The following is a 12982-nucleotide window of genomic DNA, read 5'->3' as shown; positions in this document are numbered from 1 at the left end:
AAGCATCTTAGTAGCATAATGGACAATTATCAAAGGATATGTGTTTTATTATGATTAACATTCCCTCTTAAAAGCCTGCATTAGGTCATTTATATTACAATTAAAGCTCATCTCCCAAAGACAAGCAACCGAACATGATTATTATTTAGCCTTTTCCTGTTTGCTTCTCTGCGTCAAATAGGCTTCTTTCCCAGGAAAGTGAGGGGTATCGAGAGAGTTTTCCATACAACAAAATACCACTCGTCGATTGAAGACAACGAAGCTAGGTAGATTATTAAGTTCGCTGATTAACGAGTCAGTGAGGGGCTTGTCATATAATTGATAATAAAAGACATCTTGCCCTTTGCGCCCATATTCTATCTCTGTGCAGTCCCCATACCCATTATTATTACCAATGTTTAAACCTCGATAATCCATCTCCCGCAGTGCAAAACGGATGGAATCTAGGCGCTCAACACTAAGTCCTATCTTCTTTAACTCCCGATTCTTTACGTTATCAGTGACCCCGTTGTCTGGCTCAAAGTTTACATCTACCTTCGAGTTAACGCCCCAGTCCGTAATCTCTCCACTATTCGAATACTCCACGGAGAACCCTGTACTATCCGGCAACCAACCTTTTGTAACTGCAATCAAACGTCTTATCTCTGTTTGATGCGCCTTATAATCAGTTTCCATCGCCTCAGGTGTACAACTTTTCTGTGGCAGAATAGCCAAAATCAATACACATATTACTTGCAAGAGATTGATGATGTGTAATCCAAGAAACACCTTATTTATATATAACTCACGATGAACAATAACCTGAACAACGGATATAACATAAATAACAAACACAGGAATCGACAGAAACCATGTGACGACAATAAACCAAACTATCCAACTCAGATTATCATCAGGGTCGTCTTCACCAACAAAGCAAAGCATGACGAAGAATAGAAACAACGTAACAACTGCTAATGACATCATGCGTAGAGATGACCAAAAGAAGCCTTTCCAATCCCGCTTATAAGCATCTTCCGGATTAGTAACCTCCTTATGATAACTTAGTAGAAAGCCTATGCTAAGGAGAAGAAAAGCGAGCAAAAAGGTTATAACTGCTATCATACGCTGATTAATTAAGTGGTAAAACACTTGATACTAATAGTTGGTCAAGAATAAGTAGATGCCCCTCTCGAATCGAAGAGAGCCTCTCCTTGCATTAAGGAGAGGCTCTTCTCATATCAAGGAAACGCCCTCCTCTCATGCAAGAGAGCGTCTCTTTGTGTGCAGTATCTTGTTCGTTGCTAACGAAGCAGTACTTCGTTACACATCAACCTGTCCCCTCCTATCCTGCAAACATGTGTTCTGCGAGGTGTTTCTTCCCCTTTTGGGGAGATTGCGTGGGGCTTATCTTATCACGATTAAGCCTTTGGGTACTTCTTAAACCATCCATCAAGACGGAGGCGCATAACACCGAAGAAGGCTTCAGAGAATATACCACCACTCATCTTACTAACGCCTTCACGACGATTAACAAAGATGACTGGAACCTCTTTAATCTTAAATCCTATCTTGTAAGAGGTGTACTTCATCTCTATTTGGAAAGCATATCCTTTAAACCTAATATCATCTAATGGGATTGTTTCCAATACCTTTCTACGATAGCAAACAAAGCCTGCTGTGGTGTCATGAACATGGAATCCCGTCACAATCTGTACGTATTTACTTGCAAAATAACTCATCAACACGCGCCCAATAGGCCAATTAACAACATTCACCCCACTAACATAACGTGATCCAACTGCGACATCATAGCCTTCATCATGCGTCGCTGCATAAAGACGAGGGAGGTCGTTTGGATCGTGACTAAAGTCGGCGTCCATCTCAAAAATATAGTCATAACCATGCTCCAAAGCCCACTTAAAGCCTGTAATATACGCCGTTCCAAGCCCCAGTTTACCAGTTCGTTCGATAATAAATAATCGATCAGAACATTCGCTGTTCATCAATCGATGAACTATTTGGGCAGTACCATCAGGACTTCCATCATCAATCACTAAGATATGAAAGAACTTCTCCAACTTGAAGACGGCACGTATGATCTTCTCTATATTCTCCTTTTCGTTATAGGTCGGTATGATTACTATACTATCGCTTGTCATAGGTTTTGTTTTTGTGCAAAAGTAGTATATTTATCTGAATGAAGCAAATAATCGAATAAAAACCACTATTCACTTCTTATTGATCGGGATTCTCAATAAACCCTTGATACTTATCATCCAGTCCAGACATCACGGCTTTATACGCCTCAACCATGGTTTGCTTCTCAAACTCTACACCTTTTCCTTTGGGTTGAATAGGCTCGTGAATGGTCAGACGAAGCCTGTTCCATACAGGGAAGTTCCAATCTTTTGTACGTGGCATAACGTCAAATGAACCATTAATAGTTATCGGGCAGACTGGTAATTGCAACTCATCAGCAAGCATAAAAGCTCCTCGACGGAAGTGAGCCATGTGACCGGTAAAGCTGCGCGCACCCTCTGGGAACACCACTACTGACATCCCCTCGCGTAGCGTCTCACGTGCTTCATCGTATGTCTTCTTTATCTTGCTCGCCCCACTCTTATCCACAAAGATGTGGTGAGCCTGCTCACATGCAAGTCCAATGAGCGGTATCTTGCGGATAGCCTTCTTCATCATCCACTTGAAGTTACGCCCAAGAAAGCCATAGATAAGGAAGATGTCGAATGCTCCTTGATGGTTACTAACAAAGACATAACTCTGTTTGGAGTCTAAGTGTTCACGCCCTTCTACCTTTACAGGGAGGAGTAGTAAGCGGATAGTAAACCATGACCACCACTTCCCAGGATAGTATCCCCAGAAATGCCCATTGCCTAATCGACAGCCAATCGTCGTTATTAAGGCTGTGAGAATAGAGGCAAGAATGAAAAGAGGAAGTACTATGCACAATGTATAGAGATCGTACAGGAGTGTTCCCATCAACGCCAAGAAGGAGGGGTGATGGATAGTGTGTTTTGGGTGTCGTTGTGCTGTCGTATTGCTCATAAGATAATTCTTTTTGCTTTCTTTTATTGTTTGTTACTCGTTATTACTTCGTATGCAGCGTTATTACCGTTACTTCGTTTGGCATGTTGAGACGGAAAGGAACGAGTCCGCCAAGCCCCGCTGTCACATAGAGATAACGCCCGTCTTGCTCGTAGAGTCCATGGTCTTCATGCTGTCGGAGGCTTGTCGGTCGCCATCCCAAGAGCTGCATTTGTCCGCCATGAGTGTGCCCAGAGAGCGTTAGTTGGGCTGTCGTTTGAGGCAAGATTGAACGCTTCCAGGCAGAAGGGTCATGTTGCAACATGATAACAAATGCTCCTTTAGGAATCCCTGCGGTCGCCTTCTGATAATCAGAATAGTTGGGGAACGGTGGCTTCCCATCGTTCTCTGTACCGCATATATATATCTGCTCTCCCTTAGGTGACCTTATTATCGTGTGTTGATTACGCAAGAGCGTCCAGCCCAAGCCCTTTTCTTCATCCTTGACAAGCCTCATCTCTTGTGCAATCTTCTCTTTCTTATTCCCTACGATATACTCTGTATAGTCATGATTACCCAACACTGAGATAGTATGCGACATCGGTTTACGAATAACCGATAGCATTGCCTCCACTTCTTGTGGGCGCATATTCTGTATGTCACCAGTAAAACAAATAAGGTTAGCATGCTGCTTTTCTATGCTATCCATCTCTGCCTTCAATATCTTCTCACGCCATCCTTCAAAGGTTCCGAGGTGCAAATCAGATACATGTACTATCCGATAGCCATCGAAGGAGGCGGGTAGATTCTTAAAAGATAGGTCGATGTGGTTCACTTTTATTGCTGATACGCCAGCTGTAAGCCCATAGACATAAACACCAAAAGCACCTACGCCCAATAGAACTCCTATGTAATGTCCCCAGTTGCGATGCGTATGTGTGATATACTTACGCATTATCCAACCGAAGAACGAGGCAATTGCAAAAACAGTCTTGGGCACTACAAACATTCCAAGGAGGAAGAGATAGGTGTTCAACCAAGTAAGGTCTGCAGGTGCAAAGTTGCGTATGGAAGCCAATAAACAGGTGTAGACAACCATACCAATGCAGGGTATCCACCATAGAAGACGCTGCCACCAAGTCACGTGATAACGCTTTCGGAAATAGTGTATATCGATGTACAGATCCGAAAGAACTATCATTAAGATAAGGTATATAACAATTCTTGCTATCATGTCTTTAGTAGATTGGCACTTAAAAAGATCCTTACTTTCTCCATAGGAAGCCCTCGCCAGTGCGCATAGTCACGTTGTTGCTCCTCATCAATCTTACCTAAACAAAGTAACGAGCTTGCTTTCATTCATATTCTCTACTATCTTGCAGTACGGAAGGAGAGCCTCTCCCCTCTCGTTGTTGTGTCTAACTTGCCATTATTCAATAGGTGGTGTCCATTGCAGAAAGTGTGTATTACCTTCCATTGAAACGTGTGTCCCATCATCGGACTCCACTTACATTTACTCTGTATGCACGCTTCGTCTACTGTCCATGATTGATGTGGTTGAACGATCGTAACATCTGCCTTGTAGCCTTTTCGTAGGTAACCTCGTTTGTCAATATCGAACAGTTGCGCTGGAGCATGCGCCATTAACTCAACCAGTCGTTCGATGGTTAGAACTCCATCATCCACCAGTTCCAACATAGAAACGAGTGAGAACTGAATCATGGGCATACCCGAAGCTGCCTTGGCACAGCCTCCTTGCTTTTGAGAAAGGAGGTGGGGAGCATGGTCTGTACCGATCGTTGTAATACGACCAGACATGAGTGCTTGTTGAATAGCAGCACGATCAGCTGGGGTCTTAACGGATGGATTGCATTTGATTAGTGCGCCTTTCGTAAGATAATCTTCGTTGGAAAAGATGATGTGGGCAATCACTGCTTCAAGAGTTATGCGCCCCTCATCTTCTGGATGACCTGCTAATGAAAGTTCTTTAGCCGTAGATATATGTGCAATATGTAATTGTGTCTTATACTTCCGAGCGAGTTCCACCGCCAAACAAGACGACTGCCAGCAAGCCTCCTCACTGCGGATTTCCCAATGATGGGTAATGTCTGGGTCTTCTCCAAAACGTTCTTTAGCTGCCTTCATATTCTGATTTATGATACCAGAGTCCTCACAATGCGTCATAACAGGAAGCCCCAAAGAGGCTGCAACACGAAAGGTTGCCTCTAAGGAATCGCGTTGGTCTACCAGCATATTCCCCGTTGAAGCCCCCATAAAGAGCTTTATTCCAGGAATAGTGTGGATGTCTAATTGCCCAAATAACTTACTATTCGTATTCGTGGCACCAAAGAAGAAACTATAGTTAACGTGACTTGACTTCGCAGCACGCGCCCACTTATCTTCCAATGCCACTATAGTTGTGGTCTGGGGATTGGTATTCGGCATATCAAAATAGGATGTCACACCACCGAAAGCAGCTGCCCTACTCTCGCTCTCGAGGTCTGCCTTCTCTGTAAGCCCTGGTTCACGGAAGTGGACATGACTATCAATAACACCTGGCAAGACGAAACATCCCGTGGCATCGACTACCTCGTCAAATGTGCCACGGGCTGTTAGATTACCCTTAATAATATCTTTGATACTATCATCCTCTATGATTATTGAGCCGAGAAAACTTCGACCTTCGTTGACGATCGTACCGCCTTGAATAAGTCTCCGCATATAATTATAAATGTTTTAGGGGTTTCGTTGGGAATAAAGTAATCTTCTATTGGGTCTTCCGAACCATCTATCTCTAATACTCAAAGCACTCTCCACAACTGCAATCATTCGTTATCACTATTGTGATACTCCATTATCACTATTGTGATACGCGATTATCACTATTGTGATACTCCGTTATCATCATTGTGATAATTACTTTGGAATAGAGTCACCTGCCATCTCTGCTGGTGTAGGAGGAGCCATTGAAGCATTTGGCGTAGTACCTGGCGCATCGTTCATCGGTGCATTTGCAGGTTCAGCCATACCATTCATTTCCTTCTGAGCCTGCAAGAATTCAGCATAAAAAGACTTTATCTCGGGATTGTTCTTAAAGTTATCTGTAGCCTTAGCCATGATGAACTCGACCCAAGAAGGCAGTTGATTAACAGCATTAGCATACATATAATCATTCATCCAAACAGGGTAGGCATCAGACGTAGTATCGTATGATATGCGTGTCATAAAGCACCACGGACCTAACACGTTATCAAAGTTTTCAGTCACAAACTTGGTGAATAGCTTATCACTCTTCGCATAGACGCCCAATGCCTTCTTAATAAGTTGAGCGTTGATAGTCGCTTCGTCATGTCCATTCAGTATCGCCGCACTCTCCTCATGATCAATCTCTCCGTATTGATTTCGTAGTTGAGTAAACTTCGTCCAGAAGTCATTTAACCTATCATTCAATGGTGTTCCACTAACGCGCTGTTGGGTGTTGTCCAACTTAACTACTATATCTCCACCTTCAATAACAACGGGGAATTGGAGGTTAATATCATCCATAAACACCTGCGCAACCCTAACTGAATCAATCGTTCCATGGAATGAGAACTGTCCATGAACGACGTCACATGAATCCACGTTAACCAACGAGTCTGCCTTATCCACCTTGAGATAGAGCTTCCGACCATCTAAACTTGAGACGTTAGAAGTGCCTTGTATATTGAAAGAACTTCCACAAGAAGTGCAAGTGATAAGCGTTAAAAGTGCGTAAAGAACTTTATTCATAGGTCATTAAATGGTTCCGTTTTGACAAAAGTACAATGTATAATTGATGCCAAGAAACATTTTTATTCAAATTAAAACTATCTATTCCTCTTTTAGACTTTTTTAGTTACTTGCCTCGTTAAGTTCCTTTTTTAGCTCATAACTAATACGATGTGACGTGTACATCTCTAAGATTGCTGAGATTAAAAGGAGTATCACCCAGTTGTGATGAAAGATGTTTACGTAAGTAGTGTAACCCTCTGCTGTATTAGAGAATACTGGCCGAAGGAACATATAAGAATCCTCCACCATAAAGAGTCCAGCAATGATAAAGCCCAAGCCAGCAATAGTCATTATCTTACGCAAGCGACGAATAGCCTGCGAGGTGCCCTCATATCGTTGGCGTGACTGCATTAAGACGAAAGTGAGCGCACCGACAAGCATTACCCAACATGCAATGCTCTGGGCAATAAAGAAAGCATACAGCCCAGCACCTGCAACCATCGTCATTCCACCAAGAAGATATATTATTGATTCAAGTTTACTCAGTTGTCTCATACTTTTGGGTATTATCAGGCTGTTCATCATCGCTTAGAACGAAGATATCTTCATCATCCGCCTTCATGAAATAACGCTCCCTTGCGATGCGAGCAATCGCTTTCGGGTCACGCTTTAAGTCCTTTAGTTGTTGGGTATCATGCTGGTATTGCCTATCATACTTTTGGATTTCTGCTTTCAAATCATCAATTTGGTAGGCATATTCTATGCGCTTCATAAAGCTATTCTCATCCAAGACTCCAACGATGAGGACGCCTAAGAGGATAACAATATGAAACTTGAACCGACTTAGAAAGCCAAGTATATGTCCAGTAATCTTGCTCACTTATAATTCAATTTTGTGCAAAAGTAAGGAAAAGATTGCACATGTTGGCATGTAGCAAACAGATTTTTAGCAAATTAACAATTTAATAACTCGGGTCTAACATAGTCTTTTCTCAACTTTTATTACCTTTGCATTACGAATTAGAAAATATGACTTATGGATGAATATATCGTCTCGGCGCGCAAGTATCGACCGATGTCCTTCGATTCTGTCGTTGGTCAACAGGCATTGACAACCACGCTGAAGAATGCTGTAAAAAGTGGCAAATTGGCTCATGCCTATCTCTTTTGTGGACCGCGGGGAGTGGGTAAAACGACCTGTGCACGTATCTTTGCAAAGGCTATCAACTGCGAGCATCCCACCAAAGAAGGCGAAGCCTGCAACGAATGTGAGAGCTGTAAAGCATTCACCGAAGGGCGTAGTTACAACATATTTGAGCTTGATGCAGCAAGTAACAACTCGGTTGAGAACATCAAAACACTTATGGAGCAGACCCGCATTCCACCACAGGTTGGACGCTACAAAGTGTTTATCATTGATGAAGTTCACATGTTATCAACAGCTGCCTTTAACGCGTTTCTCAAGACCTTGGAGGAGCCTCCTGCACACGTAATCTTCATCCTTGCGACCACTGAAAAGCATAAGATCTTACCAACCATATTGTCTCGTTGCCAGATCTATGACTTTGAACGCATGACAGTTCCTAATATCATCAACCACTTAAAAGCTGTTGCTGAGAAAGAGAACATACAATATGAGGAGCAAGCTCTCAATATCATCGCAGAGAAAGCAGATGGTGGTATGCGTGATGCACTCTCTATCTTTGATCAAGCTGCAAGTTTCTCGCAAGGCAATATCACCTACCAAAAGGTAATAGAAGACCTCAATGTGCTTGATGAAGACAATTATTTCAACATCATCAATCTTGCTCTTGAGAATAAGGTAAGCGACATTATGGTCCTTTTGAACAATGTTATTAACAAAGGATTTGATGGTGGTCACCTCATCAACGGACTTGCTTCGCACGTTCGCAATGTATTGATGGCAAAGGATGCACAAACTCTTCCATTGTTAGAGGTTAGCGATCAACAACGCAAACGATACCAAGAGCAGGCACAGAAGTGCCCTACTCTCTTCCTATACAACGCTTTGAAGATTATGAACCGATGTGATGTTGAATATCGACAAAGCTCTAATAAGCGTTTACTCGTTGAACTCACGCTCATCCAAGTAGCGCAGATAACACAGAAGGACGATGATGTCCCAGCCTCGGGGCGTAGCCCTAAACGATTAAAATCCCTGTTTAAGAATCTTATTATAAAGGCTCAACAGAAACCAACTCAGCAGGTGGTTGGGAGCCTTAAACATCATCATGAGGCGTCTCACAAGTCAACTGACAACAAGGCACCTGTAGCCATTGCACCCTCTTCCAACAGCTCTTCCGAAGAATCAACAGCCAATCAGAGCGGCACAGCTGTCGTCGCCCATGGTTTACCCACATCAATTAACTTAGGAGGAATGGGGCTTTCGGTCAGCAACTTACTCAAAGGAGAAGAACGAAAGAAAGCTAACACCAACGAACCAGAAGTAACTAATAAAGAGGAGAAAGAGGAGTTTTCTCAACAAGAGCTCATCGTACAATGGCGTGCAATGTGCAAACGTATGCCTAACGGGATGCAAGCTCTTGCACAGCGCATGGGCAATATCACCCCTACAATAACAGCTTTCCCGAATATTCAGATACTTGCTGAAAACAACATCCAACTCAATGAGTTGCTGCCTATCAAGGCTCGAATCCGAGCTACATTGGCGAAGTATCTGCACAATGGACAGCTTGAAGTGGACATCAGACTTGCCAAGCAGGAGGAGATCAAGCCAATGCTTACACCTCATCAAGAGCTTGAGAAACTCAAAAAAGAGAATCGCCCTGTATCGAAACTCATTGAGGCTTTAGGCTTAGATCTGGCTTAGAATTGTCTTACAGATACTCCGTTCTATCAAAGGAAAATCCTATTAGGGTAAAAGATAATAAAAGACTGAAAAGAAAGAGAGCCTTTCTTGCCATTGAAGAGAGGCTTTCTTCAATGTGAAGGAACGCCCTTCTCAAATAAAGGAAAGCACCTCTTCAATTCTGACTAACAATCAACAGGCTAAGAGAAAGGCTAAAGTAACATAATTAACTAATATAAATAGCGTCTTAAAAGACCGAACGACTGAAACGTTAAAATAGCGTAATGATATTTGAATTCACCATTATTTCAGTACTTTTGCACGGTATTAGGCAATGAGAAATAAGAGCATTATACTCCTACTATCGTTCGTCATCGTATGCGCGATGGCAAGTGTTCGCATGCCAGTTCCACAACCGAAGAAGGCTAAGAAGGTTAAGGGTAACGTTATCGTAGTGGACAGCTTGCTTAAAGGCAACGTGGGTAACGATCGCAAGGAGATTAAAGAAGACACGCAGGATACCACGAAGATGGACTCTCTTCAGCTGGCTATCTACCATCATAATAAGGTCATCGACGACTCTATCAAGGCTGATAGTATGATGAGACTACGCTCGAATGGTATCAACTCTCCTGTTACTTATTCCGCACAGGACTCTTTGGTCTATGATGCCAGCACGGGAACTGCTTACTTATACGGCGGTTCTAAGGTTGATTATGAGAATATGAAGCTGGCGAGCGATAAGGTGTTTATGAACCTCGACAGCAGTTTGGTGCGTGCAACGGGTACTCCCGACTCAACAGAAGAGGGTGGAATCAAGGGGAAGCCACTCTTTACTATGGGCAAAGATGAGTACAAGAGTGACACAATGGCATTCAACTTCAAATCAAAGAAAGGCTTGATTAAAGGTGTATATACCGCACAACAGGATGGTTTCCTTAGTGGTGAGGTGGGCAAAAGAGACTCTTCTGGGGTGATATACTTACAACATGGACGCTATACAACGTGTGATGACCCTCATCCAGACTTCTATATTGCACTCTCAAGAGCCAAGGTTCGACCAGGAAAAGACGTTGTCTTCGGTCCTGCCTATCTTGTGGTAGCTGACATTCCATTGCCTTTAGCCATCCCTTATGGCTTCTTCCCTTTCTCAAAGAAATACTCCAGTGGCTTCATTATGCCGAGCTATGGTGATGAAATGGATCGTGGTTTCTATCTCCGCGATGGTGGTTATTACTTCGCAATAAGCGATAAGTGGGACTTAAAACTATTGGGGGAAATTTACACCAAAGGCTCTTGGGGACTATCAGCAGCCAGCAACTACCGCAAACGTTATCGTTATTCGGGTTCGTTCCTGTTTAGTTATCAAGATTCAAAGACGGGTGATAAGGGCTTACCAGACTACTCCGAACAGGAGAGCTTTAAGATTCAATGGAACCATAGACAGGATCCGAAAGCAAATCCATACAGCTCTCTTGCTGCCAGCGTGAACTTTGCTACGTCAAGTTATGAGCGTAACAACCTCAATAGCTTATACAACCCACAGACCTTAACACAGTCTACTCGTACTTCTTCTGTTAGCTGGAGTACAACTTTCTCAAGCATAGGCTTGTCGCTAAGTGCTACCACGAACCTATCGCAGAACATGCGTGATAACACCATACAAATGACCCTCCCTGACTTGAATATCAGCCTAAGTCGCTTCTATCCATTCAAGCGGAAGCATGCTGTGGGTAAGGAGCGTTGGTATGAGAAGGTATCTATGAGCTATACTGGACAGTTATCTAACTCGATCACAACTAACGAGGATAAACTATTACACTCGAACCTCTTTAAGGACTGGCGGAACGGCTTCCAACATACGATACCAGTACAGGCTAACTTCACCTTATTTAATTATATCAACGTCACGCCATCGTTCAATTTCGTTGACCGAATGTATTCAAAGAAGGTGAATCGCTCGTGGGATGCAATCCATCAGACGGAGGTGAAAGATACAACATACGGTTTCCACAATATTTATAATTGGAGTATGAGCGTTGGAGCAAGTACGAAGTTATATGGTTTCTGGAAACCTAGTCGTAAGCTGTTTGGCGATAAGATCCAAGCGATCCGACACGTCATCACCCCTCAAATCTCATTCTCTTATTCGCCTAACTTCGGCTCTCGTCATTATGGTTACTACGATAGTTACCAGTACACGGATGCGGGCGGTAACGTGAAACTCGTTGAGTATTCTCCTTACCAAGAGGAGCTTTATAGCGTACCAGGAAAGACCAAAACGGAGATGATTTCATGGGACGTTAGCAACAATCTGGAGATGAAGATCAAGAGTGACAAGGACTCTACTGGATTCAAGAAGATTAGTCTCATTGATGAGTTGGGAGCGACGATGTCTTACAATGCAGCAACCAACTTCCATCGCTGGAGTGACCTAAGTGTACGTCTCCGATTGAAGTGGTGGAAGAATTACACATTCTCTATGAATGCCCAATTCGCTACTTATGCATACGAGTTAGACGCTAGTGGCAAACCATACGTTGGTAACCACACAGAATGGGGATATGGTCGCTTACCTCGATTCCTGGGTATGTCGCAGAACTTCTCATTCACTCTTAACTCAGAGAAGTTGCGTAAGTGGTTCGGACATAAGGATGATAAGGACGATAACAAGGTGTCAGAAGGAAGCGATGGACCAGACACCAACATCGAATCGAACATGGATGACGACCTCGAAAAAGGTAAATATGCAGCCAAGAAGAAGCGCGGTAACATCGCAGAAACAGATGAGAACGGTTACATGAGATTCAATATGCCTTGGTCGTTAACCATTGGTTATGGTATCACAATGCGTGAGAATACGGGTGGAAAGTTCAATACTAAGACCATGCGTTACCCTTATAAGTTCACACAGACATTGAATGTATCAGGGAATATTCGTATCAGTGACGGATGGAACATCAACTTCTCTAGTGGCTATGATTTCGAGAATCACGCCATGAGTATGACGACAGCTAGTCTGTCTCGCGACCTTCACTGCTTCAATATGAGTGCGTCAGTTGTATTAGCACCTTACACCTCTTACAACTTTACTTTCCGTTGTAATGCATCAACACTAACGGATGCCTTGAAGTATGATAAGCGTAGTGGAATCAACAGAGCCATACAATGGTATTAATTTCTATTTGATTAGGAACATCTGTTGCAGATGTCATAAGAGATTCACTAACTCATCATTCAAAGCCCAAAACGATGATTCATCTTACTGAAATAAATAAGGACAGACGCTCTCGTCTGTCCTTACTTTGTGGCATTTCACCAGCTTATCCGAACTAGCCTCCGTAGGCACATCCCCTCCCTCGGAGGGGCTTGGGG

At 43.1% G+C, this 12982-nt stretch carries 10 protein-coding genes; 2 read left to right on the top strand and 8 right to left on the bottom strand.

Annotation, left to right across the window (positions count from 1 at the left end):
* Nucleotides 1-141 precede the first annotated feature (141 nt).
* The 8 genes from J5A55_RS02115 to J5A55_RS02080 form a co-directional block, all read right to left on the bottom strand.
* Nucleotides 142-1104 (bottom strand): hypothetical protein, encoded by a 963-nt coding sequence (locus tag J5A55_RS02115; RefSeq protein ID WP_004382532.1) that lies wholly within the window; start codon nucleotides 1102-1104, stop codon nucleotides 142-144.
* 296 nt (nucleotides 1105-1400) lie between these two features.
* Nucleotides 1401-2141 (bottom strand): polyprenol monophosphomannose synthase, encoded by a 741-nt coding sequence (locus tag J5A55_RS02110; RefSeq protein WP_004382530.1) that lies wholly within the window; start codon nucleotides 2139-2141, stop codon nucleotides 1401-1403.
* A gap of 76 nt (nucleotides 2142-2217) precedes the next feature.
* Nucleotides 2218-3045 carry a lysophospholipid acyltransferase family protein gene (locus J5A55_RS02105; protein ID WP_039850966.1) on the bottom strand — a complete coding sequence of 276 codons (828 nt, stop codon included), beginning with the start codon at nucleotides 3043-3045 and terminating at the stop codon, nucleotides 2218-2220.
* A gap of 43 nt (nucleotides 3046-3088) precedes the next feature.
* Nucleotides 3089-4258: a metallophosphoesterase gene (locus J5A55_RS02100; protein WP_004382528.1), complete on the bottom strand. Its 1170-nt coding sequence runs from the start codon at nucleotides 4256-4258 to the stop codon at nucleotides 3089-3091.
* 137 nt (nucleotides 4259-4395) lie between these two features.
* The gene (locus J5A55_RS02095) at nucleotides 4396-5745 is read right to left on the bottom strand and encodes a dihydroorotase (RefSeq protein WP_004382526.1); all 1350 of its coding nucleotides are present in this window, start codon (nucleotides 5743-5745) and stop codon (nucleotides 4396-4398) included.
* Nucleotides 5746-5940: 195 nt separating this feature from the next.
* Nucleotides 5941-6795: a DUF4369 domain-containing protein gene (locus J5A55_RS02090; RefSeq protein ID WP_004382525.1), complete on the bottom strand. Its 855-nt coding sequence runs from the start codon at nucleotides 6793-6795 to the stop codon at nucleotides 5941-5943.
* Nucleotides 6796-6897: 102 nt separating this feature from the next.
* Nucleotides 6898-7332, bottom strand: a complete 435-nt coding sequence (locus tag J5A55_RS02085; protein ID WP_004382524.1) for a hypothetical protein — start codon at nucleotides 7330-7332, stop codon at nucleotides 6898-6900.
* Entirely contained in the window at nucleotides 7316-7657 is a 342-nt protein-coding gene (locus J5A55_RS02080; protein WP_004382523.1) for an FtsB family cell division protein, read from the bottom strand. The genes J5A55_RS02085 and J5A55_RS02080 overlap by 17 nt, the downstream gene beginning before the upstream one ends.
* 156 nt (nucleotides 7658-7813) lie before the next feature.
* Between J5A55_RS02080 and J5A55_RS02075 the strand changes: the two genes are divergently transcribed.
* Nucleotides 7814-9628, top strand: a complete 1815-nt coding sequence (locus J5A55_RS02075; protein ID WP_004382522.1) for a DNA polymerase III subunit gamma/tau — start codon at nucleotides 7814-7816, stop codon at nucleotides 9626-9628.
* Nucleotides 9629-9941: 313 nt separating this feature from the next.
* Nucleotides 9942-12785 (top strand): putative LPS assembly protein LptD, encoded by a 2844-nt coding sequence (locus J5A55_RS02070; protein ID WP_004382520.1) that lies wholly within the window; start codon nucleotides 9942-9944, stop codon nucleotides 12783-12785.
* Nucleotides 12786-12982: the final 197 nt, after the last annotated feature.

The organism is Prevotella veroralis, assembly GCF_018127765.1.
Taxonomy (GTDB): Bacteria; Bacteroidota; Bacteroidia; order Bacteroidales; family Bacteroidaceae; genus Prevotella; species Prevotella veroralis.
This window is presented reverse-complemented; position numbering and strand designations above follow the sequence as displayed.

Excerpts from the sequence above, each read along its gene's own strand:
- J5A55_RS02115 (WP_004382532.1), bottom strand. The coding sequence starts at position 1,104 with ATGATAGCAGTTATAACCTTTTTGCTCGCTTTTCTTCTCCTTAGCATA.
- J5A55_RS02105 (WP_039850966.1), bottom strand. The coding sequence starts at position 3,045 with ATGAGCAATACGACAGCACAACGACACCCAAAACACACTATCCATCAC.
- J5A55_RS02095 (WP_004382526.1), bottom strand. The coding sequence starts at position 5,745 with ATGCGGAGACTTATTCAAGGCGGTACGATCGTCAACGAAGGTCGAAGT.
- J5A55_RS02070 (WP_004382520.1), top strand. The coding sequence starts at position 9,942 with ATGAGAAATAAGAGCATTATACTCCTACTATCGTTCGTCATCGTATGC.
- J5A55_RS02090 (WP_004382525.1), bottom strand. The coding sequence starts at position 6,795 with ATGAATAAAGTTCTTTACGCACTTTTAACGCTTATCACTTGCACTTCT.
- J5A55_RS02100 (WP_004382528.1), bottom strand. The coding sequence starts at position 4,258 with ATGATAGCAAGAATTGTTATATACCTTATCTTAATGATAGTTCTTTCG.
- J5A55_RS02085 (WP_004382524.1), bottom strand. The coding sequence starts at position 7,332 with ATGAGACAACTGAGTAAACTTGAATCAATAATATATCTTCTTGGTGGA.
- J5A55_RS02075 (WP_004382522.1), top strand. The coding sequence starts at position 7,814 with ATGGATGAATATATCGTCTCGGCGCGCAAGTATCGACCGATGTCCTTC.
- J5A55_RS02110 (WP_004382530.1), bottom strand. The coding sequence starts at position 2,141 with ATGACAAGCGATAGTATAGTAATCATACCGACCTATAACGAAAAGGAG.